At 41.1% G+C, this 15,136-nt stretch carries 21 protein-coding genes; 15 read left to right on the forward strand and 6 right to left on the reverse strand.

Annotation, left to right across the window (positions count from 1 at the left end; all coding sequences use genetic code 11):
• From ACVA53_RS24105 to ACVA53_RS24115, 3 genes are all read right to left on the reverse strand, one after another.
• A partial coding sequence (locus ACVA53_RS24105) for a 3'-5' exonuclease (protein WP_446506527.1) occupies positions 1-227 on the reverse strand: 227 nt, incomplete at its 3' end.
• Complete coding sequence (locus tag ACVA53_RS24110; protein WP_446506528.1) at positions 224-505, reverse strand: hypothetical protein; 282 nt, start codon at positions 503-505, stop codon at positions 224-226. The genes ACVA53_RS24105 and ACVA53_RS24110, both read right to left, overlap by 4 nt.
• Positions 502-738 (reverse strand): hypothetical protein, encoded by a 237-nt coding sequence (locus ACVA53_RS24115; RefSeq protein WP_446506529.1) that lies wholly within the window; start codon positions 736-738, stop codon positions 502-504. The genes ACVA53_RS24110 and ACVA53_RS24115 overlap by 4 nt, the downstream gene beginning before the upstream one ends.
• A gap of 147 nt (positions 739-885) precedes the next feature.
• On the opposite strand from ACVA53_RS24115, the gene ACVA53_RS24120 reads away from it, so the two are divergent.
• Positions 886-1,146, forward strand: coding sequence for a helix-turn-helix domain-containing protein (locus tag ACVA53_RS24120; protein ID WP_446506530.1), 261 nt, complete (start codon positions 886-888; stop codon positions 1,144-1,146).
• Between the two features lie 20 nt (positions 1,147-1,166).
• Here the strand turns inward: ACVA53_RS24120 and ACVA53_RS24125 are convergent, their stop codons facing one another.
• Positions 1,167-1,544, reverse strand: a complete 378-nt coding sequence (locus tag ACVA53_RS24125) for a DUF3693 domain-containing protein (RefSeq protein ID WP_446506531.1) — start codon at positions 1,542-1,544, stop codon at positions 1,167-1,169.
• A 119-nt stretch (positions 1,545-1,663) separates the two neighbouring features.
• Here ACVA53_RS24125 and ACVA53_RS24130 point away from each other — a divergent pair, with 119 nt between their 5' ends.
• The 13 genes from ACVA53_RS24130 to ACVA53_RS24190 all read left to right on the forward strand — a co-directional run bounded on the left by ACVA53_RS24130 (position 1,664) and on the right by ACVA53_RS24190 (position 12,035).
• Positions 1,664-2,260, forward strand: coding sequence for an exonuclease domain-containing protein (locus ACVA53_RS24130; protein WP_446506532.1), 597 nt, complete (start codon positions 1,664-1,666; stop codon positions 2,258-2,260).
• Positions 2,261-2,262: 2 nt separating this feature from the next.
• Entirely contained in the window at positions 2,263-4,344 is a 2,082-nt protein-coding gene (locus ACVA53_RS24135; RefSeq protein ID WP_446506533.1) for a replication endonuclease, read from the forward strand.
• Positions 4,345-4,358: 14 nt separating this feature from the next.
• A complete protein-coding gene (locus ACVA53_RS24140) occupies positions 4,359-4,682 on the forward strand; it encodes a hypothetical protein (protein WP_446506534.1) in 324 nt (107 codons plus the stop codon).
• A 56-nt stretch (positions 4,683-4,738) separates the two neighbouring features.
• Positions 4,739-4,939, forward strand: a complete 201-nt coding sequence (locus ACVA53_RS24145) for a hypothetical protein (protein WP_446506535.1) — start codon at positions 4,739-4,741, stop codon at positions 4,937-4,939.
• 38 nt (positions 4,940-4,977) lie between these two features.
• Positions 4,978-5,199, forward strand: coding sequence for a hypothetical protein (locus ACVA53_RS24150; protein WP_446506536.1), 222 nt, complete (start codon positions 4,978-4,980; stop codon positions 5,197-5,199).
• A 193-nt stretch (positions 5,200-5,392) separates the two neighbouring features.
• The gene (locus tag ACVA53_RS24155; RefSeq protein WP_446506537.1) at positions 5,393-7,012 is read left to right on the forward strand and encodes a hypothetical protein; all 1,620 of its coding nucleotides are present in this window, start codon (positions 5,393-5,395) and stop codon (positions 7,010-7,012) included.
• Positions 7,012-7,194, forward strand: coding sequence for a hypothetical protein (locus ACVA53_RS24160; RefSeq protein ID WP_446506538.1), 183 nt, complete (start codon positions 7,012-7,014; stop codon positions 7,192-7,194). Before ACVA53_RS24155 ends, ACVA53_RS24160 begins: the two co-directional genes overlap by 1 nt.
• A gap of 8 nt (positions 7,195-7,202) precedes the next feature.
• On the forward strand, positions 7,203-7,409 hold the full coding sequence (locus tag ACVA53_RS24165) for a DUF2523 family protein (RefSeq protein ID WP_446506539.1): 207 nt from the start codon (positions 7,203-7,205) through the stop codon (positions 7,407-7,409).
• Positions 7,410-7,411: 2 nt separating this feature from the next.
• Positions 7,412-8,842, forward strand: a complete 1,431-nt coding sequence (locus tag ACVA53_RS24170; protein ID WP_446506540.1) for a zonular occludens toxin domain-containing protein — start codon at positions 7,412-7,414, stop codon at positions 8,840-8,842.
• Positions 8,843-9,092: 250 nt separating this feature from the next.
• Positions 9,093-9,338 carry a hypothetical protein gene (locus ACVA53_RS24175; protein WP_446506541.1) on the forward strand — a complete coding sequence of 82 codons (246 nt, stop codon included), beginning with the start codon at positions 9,093-9,095 and terminating at the stop codon, positions 9,336-9,338.
• A gap of 551 nt (positions 9,339-9,889) precedes the next feature.
• On the forward strand, positions 9,890-10,681 hold the full coding sequence (locus tag ACVA53_RS24180) for a hypothetical protein (protein WP_446506542.1): 792 nt from the start codon (positions 9,890-9,892) through the stop codon (positions 10,679-10,681).
• Between the two features lie 201 nt (positions 10,682-10,882).
• Positions 10,883-11,572 carry a hypothetical protein gene (locus tag ACVA53_RS24185; RefSeq protein WP_446506543.1) on the forward strand — a complete coding sequence of 230 codons (690 nt, stop codon included), beginning with the start codon at positions 10,883-10,885 and terminating at the stop codon, positions 11,570-11,572.
• A gap of 175 nt (positions 11,573-11,747) precedes the next feature.
• Positions 11,748-12,035: a hypothetical protein gene (locus ACVA53_RS24190; protein ID WP_446506544.1), complete on the forward strand. Its 288-nt coding sequence runs from the start codon at positions 11,748-11,750 to the stop codon at positions 12,033-12,035.
• 172 nt (positions 12,036-12,207) lie between these two features.
• Here ACVA53_RS24190 and ACVA53_RS24195 read toward each other — a convergent pair whose 3' ends face one another.
• Entirely contained in the window at positions 12,208-13,110 is a 903-nt protein-coding gene (locus ACVA53_RS24195) for a hypothetical protein (RefSeq protein WP_446506545.1), read from the reverse strand.
• A 271-nt stretch (positions 13,111-13,381) separates the two neighbouring features.
• Between ACVA53_RS24195 and ACVA53_RS24200 the strand changes: the two genes are divergently transcribed.
• On the forward strand, positions 13,382-14,704 hold the full coding sequence (locus ACVA53_RS24200) for a DUF3883 domain-containing protein (protein WP_446506546.1): 1,323 nt from the start codon (positions 13,382-13,384) through the stop codon (positions 14,702-14,704).
• Positions 14,705-14,761: 57 nt separating this feature from the next.
• Here ACVA53_RS24200 and ACVA53_RS24205 read toward each other — a convergent pair whose 3' ends face one another.
• Positions 14,762-14,965, reverse strand: a complete 204-nt coding sequence (locus tag ACVA53_RS24205; RefSeq protein ID WP_446506547.1) for a DUF3653 domain-containing protein — start codon at positions 14,963-14,965, stop codon at positions 14,762-14,764.
• Between the last annotated feature and the right edge of the window lie 171 nt (positions 14,966-15,136).

A 15,136-nucleotide genomic window follows, 5' to 3' on the forward strand; every position in this document is an offset into this window, starting at 1 on the left:
TTGTAGATAACTGGAAATGTTGATGAACCCACTAACATGCGATTAGTGATCCCGTGGATTGCCATTGCTTCACCGGGCACTAGCTGTGCAGGCATCACCAAGGTATCTAATAATGGCTTACCTGTTGTGGCTTCCATTACCGATATTTCAACGATTTCGGCAAAGTCGTTCAGGCCAGTGGTTTCGGTATCCAGAATAACGGCATTGTCTAGGCTAATAGGTTTCATGCTAATGCCTCCTTGCGCTTAGCAATGGCATCAAGCAATCTTTGCGACTGCTGAAACTCTGGCTTTTTACGACGAACCATCACAATAGCTGCAGCGGCTTGAGCTTTAAACAAATCATCGATATCAATGCCGTCAAGCCCATAACGGTAGGCCATTCGTATCGCATCCAGCGAATAATCAAGAGGACAATCAAACCCCTGATGTCTATCTAAAAGTTTTGCTCTGCTAATGCGCGTGGCTTGATAGAACAATTTATATAGTTCTTTATGAACATTCATCGTGCACCTCCTGCCATCAAATCACGGTTATATTGATAAATGGCTAATTCCTTGAGGTACTGGCTGTGCTCCTTGGCACGTTGTTTAGTGGTTTTGAAACCAAACTTCTCACGCAATTGGCGAACGGTTTCGAGTGATCGTTTTGTCAGCTCAGGTTTTGGGTCAATGCACCCAGCCATATCTGGACAGGGTCGATGTATTGGGTTGCGAGTTGTTAAGTTTGAAGTATCCATTTGCTAGTATCCCTATAAGCAAGTTATTGCATTTCGTGGGAATAGGTTACTAGCAATTTATTGTCAGTGACAACAGGCTGTTGCTGTGGGAAATGACATTCTGTTCGCCTATTATTTAACAAACTAAGGGTAAAAATAGCGCTACTTATGACTTACACAATTGAATTGCTTAACATGGTGAAAGCCAAGTACAAACTGGGCTCAGACTACCAACTTGCGAAGAAATTGGGCGTTAGTACCGCCAGAGTCAGTAATTGGATGAAAAGGAAGTCTCACATGGATTGGGATATTGCATTCCAAATGGCTGATTTACTTGGAATTGATGATCAAAAAGTCGTTCATGAATTGCTAAAAGACATATATGAAAACCCTCGTTTCATCAATGCTTTAGAAGAGAAAACACCCTAACTATTGCTGCTAGGCATTCTTTAGCAACTTAACCTTACTATACATAATGCGCACTGGGATATAGTCCCAGATAGAGATGTCACCATCAGTCCAGACGCCAAAAAAGCCACCTTAAACGCATGAATTCCTTGGCTATTGAGCTTTTTTGCAATGTCCGCCCACAACTGCTTTAGCTTGGGGTTATCATTACGATCACTATGGCAACCTAACAATGCCTCCTTCGGATCAATGTTTGCGTGCTCGGCCATAAAAACTGCTTCACTATCAGATATATAGCGCTTTCCTTTGCGCATTTCAGAGATTCTAGCTGGCGTAACATTCAAGTCATGGGCAATCTGCTTGTCTTGTACGTAGTTCATCGCTGTTTTATAGCTGTCTAACAGATAATTGGCATACATAGAAAAATCCTCCTGAGGCATATCATAACCGTTTATTTCCGATTTTTCGTAACTTGTAATTCCGTTTATTCGGAATTAGATTAAATTCCAACCTGTTACCGATATACAGTTGATTACTTATGATGAATCTAACCACTCTTGATTTGACTCCTGAGAATTTAGCTAAACAGTGGCTTGAATCTAATTGCCTCATCTTGGACACAGAGACTACTGGTCTTGGTGACGACGCTGAAATTTGCGAGATTTCAGTTATCAATTCAACTGGCACTGTGTTTCTTAATACGCTGGTTAAGCCTGTCAATCCAATTCCAGCGGATGCCACTGCTATTCATGGCATTACTAATGAAATGGTTATAAATGCTCCTACATGGTTGAATATTTTACCCCACGTTCTTACTACATTATTTGAATCAAATGTTGTGATTTACAACTCCTTTTATGATTTACGGTTGATGATTCAATCATCTATTGCTTCTGGTGTTGCTAGAAAGGACGCGATATCTGACTTCCATAAGATTAAGCAGCGTACATACTGCGCCATGCTGGCTTACGCCGAGTATTACGGTGAGATTAATCATTATGGTGATTATCGCTGGCAAAAACTTACCAAAGCAGCCGACCAACAAGGTGTTGCTGTGGATGGGAATGCTCATCGTGCTTTAGCGGACTGCAAAATGACGTTGGGTATACTTGAAGTTATGGCAAGGAGTGCTTAATCATGGAACGTATCCTAGTACATGATTTAGCTGCGGGTATTTCTGAGTATGTGAATTTCATGCAAGTTCAAACGTTGTGCTCATCTTACACAAAACCAGATATCCAAAATGGTGGTCGCCTACCCGATTATGTTGATCATACCAATGCTTCTGATTTTCTTCGCCGTCAAGCGTCATTAACACCTATTCATTCATATGATAACTCTAATGATATAGCGCCATCATTTGTATCACCATGTTTGGATGTCTTAAAGCTAACGCGATTACATCGTTCCTTTGGCCCCGTAATGTCAAGGGCTTATATAAATATGGCAAAGAAAGTTGGTCAACTCCAAGCCATGCGCGCCCTTGAGTCAGCTAATGAGCGACTGACAAAAATGGAATTCCGCTATAGCAGTACTGATGAAGAAATTCGAGACTTTGCCAAAGCCAAATCAGCGTTTGTCATGCGTCAAGTTGCGGCCATTCCAGATGATGAAGAAGCATTTCAGCGAGTTCAGTCAATTTTGGTCGGTTATGATATTGCATTTAAGGATGAGGTTATAAAGGACAAAGCCAAAAAAGATGAACTTCGTAGCCTGGTTAATCGTGCATCCAATGAAATTTGGTGGCGTCGAACCTTACGCCGTCGTGCTGCATTGGAAATTGAAAACGTTGCGCGTGATTTGGCGATGGTACACAAGCACGGTCAGGCGTATTGCTCAAACTACTCGTTACAACGTCGCCGCCAGCGCAACGATGATAATCAGGAAATGCTCAAAAACACTGTGGCTTATGATGAAGACAATGTAGATAACTGGTTTTCACTCTATGAGCTCGCTAACAAGTCTATATCTAATCCCGAGATTCGCCGTGCAGAAATGTTCGTGCGTTTGAAGGGTTTCGAGAATATTGCTAAGGCGTCAGATCATGTAGCCATGTTCTATACACCAACCTGCCCTAGCCGCTTTCATTCTGTATCCAAAGGCAACGTAAACCAAGCATGGCTTGATGCTGGCCGTCCGACAACTCGTGACGCTCATGCATACATGACCGATATGTTTGCAGGTTTTCGCAAGGCTTTGGATAAAGCTGAAATCAAGGTTTATGGTCTGCGTGTGGTTGAACCTCATGCTGACGGTTGTCCCCATTGGCACGTATTGCTATTTATGGCCCCACAACACCGTGACATTGTAACCTCTATTTTTCGTGCGTGTGCCATGCAAGATACGCCGGATGAACCCGGTGCTGACAAATATCGTTTTACCTCTGAGCCTATTGATTGGTCAAAAGGTTCTGCTGTTGGCTACGTTGCCAAGTACCTATCGAAGAACATCGACGGTCAACATGTCGGTGATGATTTAGCTACAACACTCGATGGTGTTTCAGCCGCTGAGCGTGTTGTTACTTGGGCACGAGCTAATGGCCTTCGTCAGTTTCAATTTATCGGCGGTCCGTCCGTCACTGTTTGGCGAGAACTTCGTCGCGTTCGTGAAGAATTCAAAGAGGATGATGCCTTGTTTAAGGATCTCGAAACTGGCGAATGGTTGGTATTGGAGAACATCCGCCGTGCGGCTGATTCGTCTGATTGGGAGGCATTTTGCCTTGCTATGGGAGGCGTATTTGTTCGGCGTGATGACCAAACTATTAAACCCCAATATCACGTACCCAAGATAATGGAAAAGCTCATTGATGAGTATGGTGAAGAGCACATAAGAACCAAGTCCGTTGAAACCCTTTACGGTGATACCACCGCTGCCCGTGTGGTTGGCTTGGTGTTCCGTGATGCCTTTTTGGCTACTCGTACCCGTAATTGGAAAACCGAAAATAAAGAACTGTTCCTACGCGGCACCAAGCGCATCATGACGGGGGTTGTCGATGTATTCGAAGCTCTCGAACGTGAAGAGGAATATATTCGCATGGCTGATGAAGAGTATGCGCAATATCAGCAATACCTTCACCGCCTTGATGAGATGAATGCTTTTTATGTTGATGAAGATAAATTTGCTGATGGCTTGAGCGGTTTGGCGAAGGCTGAGCCAAAAGCGAAAGCCGGAGGCACTGGCTCTGGCTCTTCTTGGACTTGTGTCAATAACTGTCACTGATAAGGAAATGAACGATGATTGTAATTGCCCGCATAAATGACTTAGATGATATTGAGAAGAAAACCAACACCAATCAAAACACGGGTGAATCACGGGATTCTGGTGTAGTAAGGTTGCAACTTTTTAACCCCTCGGAGGTGGTTGAGTGTCGTATAACCCCCGATTTATGGGATTCATTTGGAGGTGGTGCTGACCTCAAGAAGCTTATTGATAAGAAAGTTGATTTTAAAATCCAGCATTCGGAACGTTCTTTCGCCGGTGATGGTGGAAAGCATGTCTCATTCTCTGGTTGGAACTTACTAGGTGTGCCTTCATTAGTGAATAAGCCAGCATCTTAAACTTCGCATATCTCGTTATAAAGCGTCTGACACTATTTAGATTAAATGGAATTACAATGCGTTGCTTATCAAATGGTGAAATAACCGATACGCCAATCAATCAATGTGCGGGTTATGTGTTGTTGCAACCTGATGATGTAGCCACGTATCAAAATTTCGATAAAGAATTATTTATCGAGGTCTCAGGCATTATTCTACTCAGTTTCTTTACTGGCCACGCTGCTGGTCGTTTAATTCGCTGGTTGGGTAAAGCCTAATTATTTACTGCTTGTGTATCAACAAAAGGAAAATTGTTATGAAATACCTATCTACTGCTAAAAAATATGGTTCTCGTTTAGCCGTTGTTGCGGGAACTGCTGCTACATCTATTGCTGTTCAAGCTGGCGACTATACGAGTGAGATTACGTCTGCTAGTTCCGAAGCTAGTGCAAACCAAACTGCTGTTATCACTGCTGTTGTTGGTTTGGCTGTTATTGGTTTTGGTGTTGGCATGTTCCTCAAGTGGCTAAATAAATAATGGGTTCATTGCCCCCAGAAATATTACTTGGGGTTGCTTACTCCATGGCCATGATTTACGGCTTTGTTTCTGGGGTGCAATCTCATTAACTGGAGGGTGGCTTAGGCTGCCCTTTTTATTTTAGATTGTATTTCATAGTGGTCATCATATGGCTTTTTTATTCTGTCTATGTCGATATTTTTAGGGGGGCTAAATGAAGTGGTTATTGTTATTTTTTCTTATATCCCCGTTTTTTGTTTTTGCTAATGTTAATTGTGAAGATGTTGGTTTAAGTGTTGGCGCGACAAGTGAATACGCATATCAAAAGCAGCTGAGTTTTAAAGAGGGTTATGAAACTGGTGGGTCTGATCATTTTGCATTTATTGAACATGAGTTGAATTTTACTACTAAAGGTGCACCTGCATTTATTACGCGAATTTGTAGGGGGAGCAATTGTGGGGATTCCTCTCCTTCAGGGTGGAATATGTATTCATTTTCTGCGTATTGTGGAGGAGTGGCACCAGAATGTGATGAATATCAAGATGCAAATACGTGTGCCCCGCCATCAAATTACTGCGGCTCTGAAGAATTCAATCAGGACAAACAAGCAGCAGAACAACAATGTATTGCAGGGTTACCAGAAAACCACAATATGAATTTTTCAGCATCATGTAATGCCGAAACTCAATCATCTAACTTTCAATGTGACTATATCCCTATTGATGACTGTACTGGTATAGGCTGTGACGGCGGCGATGGTGACGGCGGTGGTGACGGTGGTGGTGACGGCGGTGGTGACGGCGGTGGTGACGGTGGTGGTGACGGCGATGGTGACGGTGGTGGTGACGGCGATGGTGACGGCGGTGGTGACGGTGGTGGTGACGGCGATGGTGACGGTGGTGGTGACGGCGATGGTGACGGTGGTGGTGACGGCGATGGCGGCAGTGTTCCTGATAATGAGCAGACACCCTTTTGTGAGGAATTTCCAGAGTTATGCCTTGATTATGAGGACTGTCCTACCCCCAACGCTCCATGGTTATGTGACGTTCGGCCTGACTGTGACCCTTCACAAGGTGATATTTGCTTAGATTGTGACCCTGCTGTTGATGGTAGTTGCTTGGAAATGGAGGGGGTTATTTCTGCTATTAACGGGGTTAAGCAAGCTGTTCGCGACCATAACAAAACGACCTTTGATGTTGCGGGTAATACCAATTCAACGGTTAAAAATACTAAGATAATTGCAGATAACACTAACGAGTCTAATGAATTACTTACTCAAATTCGTGATTTAAACAAAGATGGCAATGATATTCTCGATAATAAAATGATTGATTTAATGGCTAGCCTTGACGGTATAGGAGACCAAATAGGTTTAGGTGTCGGTGATATTGTTCAAGCTATTAAAGATAACCCATCTGGCGGCGGGGGTTCTGATTTAGATCCTGATGAGAATAAAGGCGGTACGGATTGCTCAATACCAGAAAACAAAGATTTATTAATGTGCACATCAGTGAATGGTAGTAAGCCTTCAGAACGACCGGACCCTTTTAAGGATATTTTGGATGATGAGGATATTAGTTCAATAAACTCTGACATAGAAAGCTTGAAAAAAGACATAAGTGAGCAAATCGAGAGGTTTAAATCAGAGCTAGGTAATGTAAATATCAGCGAGTCAGGATCTATGCCTAGAATATCAGAAACAATAACGAAAGCTGGCAAGTCTTTTACTATTTCTAATGATGTGTGGATTGAAAACTCCAGTTTAATTAAAACAGCAGTCATAGCTTTAGCATCATTAATTGCATTTTCTATTGTTCTTATAAGGAGGAGGTAATGAAATACTTTATTATTATTCTAGGGATTGTTGCTTTCCCAGTGCTAGCAAATGAGCAGTCAAGCTCTAGCATGTTCCAGTTTCTTATTGATATAGCGGCAAGGGTTGATGATTTTTTAAGTATACTCCGGGATTCATTGAGCGAATATATTCTTACTATTTACAGTATGCCATTAAATTAAAGTTAACCATGCAGCTTGAAACAATGAAGTTTGCATTTACTGTCGCACAAGAGTTATTAAATGATTTGAGTGTTTATCAGTTTATTGATAGTGCTTTCGCTTCTTTAGATTCTGATATTCGCGGTGCTATTGGCGCTTATGGGGTTGGTACCGCTATCATGCGTATTGTTGAGGCCATGTCTACCCGCTTCGTTCTTGATTTTATGGGGGCTTAATCATGGCGACAATTATTAGACATGGCGCGGCGGGTTCATATAAAAGTGCCTGTGCCGTATGGTTCGACTTGCTGCCGGCTTTACGTTCAGGGCGTGTTGTTGTTACCAATGTAGAAGGTATGCAAGATATTCAGACCATTGAAAAACGTCTAGGAGAGCGCTTCCCTGTCTCGGCCCGTATCATCCGTATCTCGTCAATGAGTGAGAACGGCATCAAGCTTTGGCAACATTGGTATAACTGGTGTCCGGTTGGTGCCATGATTTTGATTGATGAGGCGCAGGATATTTATAACAAGACCGTGGGTTTTGATATGGCCCGCAACATCTTTCAGGGGATTGATGCTTTTAGGGAGCGGCTTCCAAAAGGCTATAAAGAGTTTTACCAGGTACAACTTAATGACTTCAAGCCCGAAGCAGTGCCCTTTGATGATACTGGCGAATCCATCATTGATATCAGTGGCAATGTTATCCTGCCCAAGAACTTCAACATGGCATTCATGCGCCATCGTAAGTACAACTGGGATATCACCCTGTGTACACCGGATATCAAACAAATACCTTCTGAAATTAAAGGCGTATCCGAGCTGGCGATACACCACAAATCTAAAGACAGCTTTGCTCTATTCAAGCGGCGTCCTAGGCTTTGGGAGCATGACCCCCGCTCTGCTGCAACCAAACCGAGTAAGGATGATCCAACCAAAACTATCAAGGTTCCCGTTGCCGTTCATCTGATGTATTCATCTACTGTAACAGGTCAGGTAACTAAATCTGGGGCTGGCACTTCCATCATGCGACAACCTAAGTTTCTGTTGCTCCTGCTGACCTTTGTTGTTTGCATATTCTTCTTTGGGAAATCCGTTTATGAAATCGCTACGCGTGATAATACTAATGTTGATGTACAGGCTGACCAAGCTCCTTCAAACTCGCCCGTTCTTGATGGCTCGCCAGTTACTCAAGCCAATACATTATCTAATCAGCAAGCTCAGACCCCTATTGAAATGGCTAATGTTCCGTCTAATGATATTCGTGCTCGTTTCAATAGCCCTGCGGTTAGTGCTCCGATTCTCAACCGTCCTTATGTAGACACTCCGCTATCACAATGGCCTTACGACATTACCCAGCTTTACGTATCAGGTGTGCATGTGGAGTTAACGGATAGCAAGAAAGCAATTACGACAGTCGTGTTTGAGCAAATCACCAAAAGCGGCCAATCTGGCTATGTTCATAGTACACATCTAAAGCCACTGGGTTTTGAGTTCCAAGTAATAGACCCGTGTTTTGTACTTGTTGAGTATGGCAATCAAAAACAAGTGTTGATGTGTAACCCAGCAAATACCAATCAGGAAATACCACAAGAAAATAGCTCTATAGCGATGGAACAAGATTCATCACCTCTTAGCGGCTTGATAGATGATGGGCAATTTAAGATTTAGGTTCGTTGGACATAGATCGCCTTATCGCTATTTCGTTATGAAACCAGCAATAAAGCCTTTGGAAATGTCTCGCAACTAGCTAATTCCAATCGTTTTCGGTTGTTATAAATAGCGCATAGTACCTTTGGAGGTACTTATGCATAGATTGATTCTTTTAATATTGTGTTTAGCTTTGCCAGCCCAAGCAAAGCCTGTTGAGTTCTACAAGAATATATTTAGCCCCTTACCCTGCCTTGCTTTACAAGGGCTGATGACAGACATAGATTCGAACTATAACCGTGTCAGTTCGTCTGAACGAAACGAGTACGATAATCAAGTTTTGGCTGTCAATCAGCTAATGATTGAACAAAATATGTTGTCCCAGTTATCACTAGCTCGTTGGGTTTATGCCGAAGGCATACTAAGCCAGTTCGATGAATCGGAGATCTCCGACATCATTGACCAGGTGCAAATAATCAAAATTTCTTACATCACCCCCCATCCTGCTAAGCCATAAAATATGGGTTGCTTATGACTCACAGCACATGAAAAACGTCATAGTCGAAGACACAGAAATCAAAGTAATGGCAACCACTAGTGGCGGCATGTCGCTCGCATTGGTATATGTTTAATTTTCATCGATAGTTGTTGGGGTTTATATGGATTTAGTAACGGGCCTTTGCATTTGGGCTGCTATCACTATTGTTATATTAATCTGGCTGATGATGTTTCTATTCAGGTAGCACACCCCCTACCTTTTTTGTGATTTTGGGCCTTTGTCGTCAAATCTGCACCGTAAGCAATCTCTTCATTTACCACACTGAAACACCCATGATTCTGTAACTAACTTTCAATGCAAAGATGTATGTTTTTGCATGCTACAAGATGTACAATTGATTGCATTAACGTGTTTTGTGGTTGGAGTCGCTGTTTTTCTAGTTAAAATCAGCTATTTAACGTAATGGATATAATGTCTACGGATAGCTCATAGTGGGATGTGCGAAACAAGAACGTAATATATTATAGGCGTTAAACTTTCCTGTGGTCGGAATTAAGGAGATATTGTTTTTGGATAAAAATGAACTATTTAAACTTTATCGTGAATTATACTTTCATGAAATGGAAGTTAAAGAAAAGTTAGTCGCGAGAACCCAGATTTCATTTGCAATTGTTGTTACTGCATTTACAGTAATCAGCTATATGTTGAGAATGTTAGATTACAATTCAAATAGCTATTCTGTTGCTTATTTTGTTGTTTTCATATCCATATCAACGGTTCTTTTCACTTTCTCTCTATGGTTTCTGGTTCGCTCGTTTTCTTGGCGCAGTTATCGGGGCATAGCGTCACCGGAAAAAACAGACCTTTATCGTATAGAGTTAGTAGAGCATAGGGATGCTCTACTAGCTTACAATGAAGATAACCCAGACAATCAACAGGAAATATACAATGTTGATGATGCTATGGAGTCGTACTTGTACGAAAATTTCAAAGTATGCTCAACGCATAACACCGAGGTGAATGATGGTCGTTCTGGTTACGCTCTAGATGGTTTTAGGTGTGTATTGTCTGCGTTGTTCCCATTAGCTGTTGCTAGCGGGATTTTTATTTTATCTGATCTGGACAGTTCTTCTCCTAGAAAAGAATTACTAATTAAAGATATAAGTGCAGCGACGCTGTTGGTAAAGTTAACAGAAGAAATTGAACAGCTAAAACTGGAAACATCGAAAATAAAAAAGGAGAGTATAATGTCAAATGAAAAAAATGTTACTCCACCGCCACCTCCGATGCCGGCAGCACCTGAGCCACGCAACATTAAGAGTGAAACACCGATTCCAGCTAAGGAGATGAAAGATGAATAAGCCTTCAAAACCTAAGCCACCGCCTAAGGCACCAACTCCGCCTCCTATCCGAGTCATTAAAGATGGTAGTCCGAAGAAAAAGGATACTAAAGACGGTTAACAAGGCCATGTTACACTCGGCAATTTTTGCCTTGATTTCAGTGTGCCCCACAGGTTCGTAGGGCACACCTTAGCGCATGAGTTATGTTTTTATGGTGATTTATGAGACCTGAAGAAGAGTACGTTTTAAGTACTCTAGTAGATCAATTTGGCGGAGAGTACATTGATGGTGAAGATCCTCCTGACGGCTACATTATTAATGGTGAAATGCGAATATCGGTTGAAGTCTCAATGTTGGTAGAGAAGTTGACTGATGAAAATGGGAAACCGTACCCTCGATTGAAAGATGATGAGCCTGCAAAAAAATTGGCTTCAAAGATTGAGTTAGATATCAAGGATAGTATCCCCGATGGTAAGCATGTACTTTTGATTATCTCAGCTCCTGTTACTAATATTCGTAAAACTCAATCGTCTGTTAGCGCTGCTATAAAAGACATGATCAATATTGGCAACAATAAATTGGAGAAATTGTTCTTTGGTAACAATATATCAATCACAATCTTGTCAGAGTGGCCAACTGGAGAGTCTAAGGTTGGAGTTGCCATTTCAAATAAATACTCATCATCCAACATAGTCGAAAACGTCAAGAAAATGTTAACTGAGCGGATTGAAACGAAGAACAAGAAGCGTGTTGTTAGGCCAACTACAACTGAATACTGGTTGGCGCTTTACAACGACTATTGGGTAGCAAATGCCGAAACCTACCAACTGGCCTATCAAAGTGACAGTATTGAACATGGCTTTGATAAAGTACTTATTGTCGATGGTAATAGACAAGTTTTTGTACTTTAAATAAACATATCACAGCTATGAAAGAATGCCATTTTGAGATGGACTCGAAAAAATCATTCGATTTTTATGGAGACGTTACCGTACTTGATTTTAAAGTTCGTGATCAATTGCTCAGAATTAGTTTTTCAATTTATGGTACTACATACATCTTATTTTATTTAGGAAGGAGTAAAAAATGGATGAGTGGACATTTGAGTCTGATGACTACCAATACAAAATTAATCCTCGGTCGGTCGAGTTCGTTGGGGAAGTCGACGGTGAGCGTTACGTATTTCGTGTGTTAGCTAGCACATTGAATGACTATTTTGAGACTGATGATGATAGCGAATCAGCAATAGATAACTATTTAGAAAACATGGATAACATACATAATGCAGCGAGAAGCGTGGCATCTGAATACGATCCAAATGAAGAACGACCACATTACTATATTGATGGAGACGGCCTAGAGGAGTACTGCTAACGACATGCGGTATTAAATTCCCTGTCACGTTATAAAAGCTTACAAACGTTTTAGTGTATTTTGAAGCGAGAGCTACCCCGCCTAGTAATACGGGGTGAAAGTCTGTGCGGTAATGTTGATACAGTCACCAAAGGAAGGCTACCAGCACAGTAGCCTTTTCTTATTCAGTTCGTCAGATTTCTAGATTGAGCTTGATTGCACAATGATCGGATAACATCTGCTCTCTATTGTTCTCAACCCCTTCACTATTTGCTTCTCCAAAATTGTATAAGACTGCTTCCTTATCAGTGAAGTTTGTAAAAATGTTGTCTACTCCAGGTTGTGCTTTACCACTTTTCACATAGTTGGGGTTACAGCTCTTCAGCGAAAGCGTGTTGACGTTAAAAGAAGGGAATTGTTTTGTTGTATAGTCCTGCATAGACCAAATTTTTGTATTCCAATCACCAAGCAGTGCTATGTTTTTCGTATCTTGCTGGTTAACCCACTTATTGAGTCTTTCTAGTTGAACCTGCTTAACAGTACAGCCGGCATCATATGATGGTAAGTTTCCATCATAACATGATGATTTAAGGTGAAGGTTTACCAGCACTAGATCATGCTCAGGTAGATGTAAGACCAATCCGTATCGTAGATACGTATTCAAGTCTAATTCCTTTATGTTCGCTGTAGTTGAATACTCATGTTTAACGTCTTTCTTGATGGCCCAAGCAACATTCTGAGTTGTTGATTTTTTTCCTGTCTTGACCTTTTTCTTTAATTTCTCATCCCATGATTTGCAATCATATGGTTTAGTTTCTGGTCTATCACTTACGATTAAAGTGTATTCATCTTTATCAAAGACTCTTTGTAATGCTTCTACATTTTGTATCTCTTGTAGAGCAAATACATCGGCATTAACTTTTTCCGCGTACTTCTTCAGTTTCAGGTAGTCGGCAGAAACTCTTGGCATACAACCTTTATCATTTTGTGATGCCAAATGCTCCATATTCCAAGTAGCAATTGAGAGTGGTTTAGCCGTTACGGCTGCACTCATTAGCAAAAGTGTTGTGGCTATGGTGTAGTTTACTATGTTCATTTCGCTGATCTCCTATCCCGAATATAAACAACAATATAATTTTTACACACGAGCCCCGGACTGTATAAAAAAGCATCAACATTCTAGATCCTTGTCACCAAGTTTATTCAGCTATAAATGCTAATAACGTAAAAATTGGCACACGGAAAGTCGAACTCTTTCAATAAGTGTGAATGTAATTCTTGAACTGGACTGCTGAAAAAAGGTACTGTACATATAAACAGCTATATGTTGTTTGTCCATAACGTATTCTTTATGCAGAGATTTTAACTTGAGAACAGTTCAATTAGATGGAAGTGGTAAAATACGAAGCCTAAAAACGCTTGCTAAGGATCTTAGCCCAGCGGATATAGAATCCTCTATTGCTACTTTTAATGAATTAAATCAACAAGTACCGACTTATAATGAATCAACCGGTTACGATCTCATAGTAGATGGTGAACGCTACCCTCCAAAAGCAATCTTCGGTCTAGCTATGAGTCGATTACTCGACTACGACGTAATGTCGAATCATTTTTCTGGAGGATTAGATAGCCCATGTTTTAAAGTACTTCAAGAACTAGGTTATGACATAACGACTAAACCTAGACCAAATGCTAGTAATGGTTTGCATCTCTATAATACTTACACCCGAGAGCAATTAAGTGATATTTTTGACCCTGGTTTAAAGTTCACAACGGGCTCTGGTCGCTGGGGAGGTACTGGGATCGTTGCAAATACACCGAGAAAGAATGATTTTTCATTTATAGTTACTCTTGAAGATAAGTCTAAATATGATGATTATCTAACAGAGGATGGTGTTCTCTTTTGGAAGTCACAGGACGGACAAACGCCAAACCATAACCAAATTAAATCTCTTTTCACGCATGATGAGATGGTTAACACTATCTACTTGTTTATGCGTGTGAAAAGAACTGATCCGTACACCTTCTTCGGAACACTTGCATTTAAAGATTGGGACCCAACGACTAGTGAACCTGTTCACTTTCAATGGACTATGCTCAGTTGGCCATTACCAAAGCACATTCATGCAAATTTCAGTAAACACATTAAGCCAGCCTTAAACCCTAACTATGTACCAATTATTACCGAGAGCACAAAGTTAACAGAGGTCCCTCCACCAAAGCCAAAATTGCAAAGTAAATCTAAATCTCGTGCAAAACGGCCACCAAGCGGATCGATAGACTGGGCGAAACGAGAGCAAAGAAATCGCGAATTAGGACAGGCTGGTGAATTATTCGTTATTGAGTATGAGAAGCAAAAGCTTATAGCAGCTAACTTATGCAATTTAGCAGAACAGGTTGAGCATGTAGCTCAGATCGATTCATCTGCTGGCTACGATATAAAGTCCTTTAACCTAGATGGTAATGAGATTTATATTGAGGTTAAGACAACTACGGGCTCTATCTCTAATCCTTTCTACATTTCAAGAAATGAGGTGGATGTTTCAAACGAACTAGATACTAACTTTTGGGTCTATCGACTCTTTGACTTCAAGTTCAATAACAAAAAAAATAAATTTTTCGCTTTAAGAGGCTCTATTTGTTCAAATTTTGAGCTTACTCCCGAAACTTTTAAGGCAACTGTAAAATAGCGTTCCAGTCATATAATCATTTTTTTAGGTCAAGCCCTCATAAATTGAGGGCTTGTTTTACTTACTCATTAGTCTTGCAACTTTGATGATTGAAGTTAAGTTTCTTCGATCTTGCTCTGCTCCTATCTCAATCAAAGCATTGCCAGTTATGATTTGGTTTGGGGTTAATGTCCAATTATTAGGCGTAACTAGAACATCTTTTTTCACTTTCCAACCTCGCCAATCATCGTTCAATGGACCAAGTTCTAATCCACAATACATTCGCATTAACCTTCGACACTCTGGTGGTATCGGTTTTCCCTCATCCCACCGCGTGATAGTCCTCACACTTTTAAAACATAATTCTGCCGTCTGTTCGTAAGCGCCCCATAAACACCGCATTCTAATAGCCTCAGTCCCCAATTATGATCTTACTTCACCAACACGGAGGTA

The organism is Photobacterium sp. DNB23_23_1 (genome assembly GCF_052873815.1).

What these genes read in the sequence shown, in the direction of transcription:
- ACVA53_RS24110 (WP_446506528.1), bottom strand. Translation starts at nt 505, where the DNA reads ATGAATGTTCATAAAGAACTATATAAATTGTTCTATCAAGCCACGCGC.
- ACVA53_RS24195 (WP_446506545.1), bottom strand. Translation starts at nt 13,110, where the DNA reads ATGAACATAGTAAACTACACCATAGCCACAACACTTTTGCTAATGAGT.
- ACVA53_RS24175 (WP_446506541.1), top strand. Translation starts at nt 9,093, where the DNA reads ATGACAGACATAGATTCGAACTATAACCGTGTCAGTTCGTCTGAACGA.
- ACVA53_RS24190 (WP_446506544.1), top strand. Translation starts at nt 11,748, where the DNA reads ATGGATGAGTGGACATTTGAGTCTGATGACTACCAATACAAAATTAAT.
- ACVA53_RS24160 (WP_446506538.1), top strand. Translation starts at nt 7,012, where the DNA reads ATGAAATACTTTATTATTATTCTAGGGATTGTTGCTTTCCCAGTGCTA.
- ACVA53_RS24115 (WP_446506529.1), bottom strand. Translation starts at nt 738, where the DNA reads ATGGATACTTCAAACTTAACAACTCGCAACCCAATACATCGACCCTGT.
- ACVA53_RS24205 (WP_446506547.1), bottom strand. Translation starts at nt 14,965, where the DNA reads ATGTATTGTGGATTAGAACTTGGTCCATTGAACGATGATTGGCGAGGT.
- ACVA53_RS24155 (WP_446506537.1), top strand. Translation starts at nt 5,393, where the DNA reads ATGAAGTGGTTATTGTTATTTTTTCTTATATCCCCGTTTTTTGTTTTT.
- ACVA53_RS24145 (WP_446506535.1), top strand. Translation starts at nt 4,739, where the DNA reads ATGCGTTGCTTATCAAATGGTGAAATAACCGATACGCCAATCAATCAA.
- ACVA53_RS24185 (WP_446506543.1), top strand. Translation starts at nt 10,883, where the DNA reads ATGAGACCTGAAGAAGAGTACGTTTTAAGTACTCTAGTAGATCAATTT.
- ACVA53_RS24120 (WP_446506530.1), top strand. Translation starts at nt 886, where the DNA reads ATGACTTACACAATTGAATTGCTTAACATGGTGAAAGCCAAGTACAAA.
- ACVA53_RS24150 (WP_446506536.1), top strand. Translation starts at nt 4,978, where the DNA reads ATGAAATACCTATCTACTGCTAAAAAATATGGTTCTCGTTTAGCCGTT.
- ACVA53_RS24130 (WP_446506532.1), top strand. Translation starts at nt 1,664, where the DNA reads ATGATGAATCTAACCACTCTTGATTTGACTCCTGAGAATTTAGCTAAA.
- ACVA53_RS24125 (WP_446506531.1), bottom strand. Translation starts at nt 1,544, where the DNA reads ATGTATGCCAATTATCTGTTAGACAGCTATAAAACAGCGATGAACTAC.
- ACVA53_RS24140 (WP_446506534.1), top strand. Translation starts at nt 4,359, where the DNA reads ATGATTGTAATTGCCCGCATAAATGACTTAGATGATATTGAGAAGAAA.
- ACVA53_RS24170 (WP_446506540.1), top strand. Translation starts at nt 7,412, where the DNA reads ATGGCGACAATTATTAGACATGGCGCGGCGGGTTCATATAAAAGTGCC.
- ACVA53_RS24165 (WP_446506539.1), top strand. Translation starts at nt 7,203, where the DNA reads ATGCAGCTTGAAACAATGAAGTTTGCATTTACTGTCGCACAAGAGTTA.
- ACVA53_RS24135 (WP_446506533.1), top strand. Translation starts at nt 2,263, where the DNA reads ATGGAACGTATCCTAGTACATGATTTAGCTGCGGGTATTTCTGAGTAT.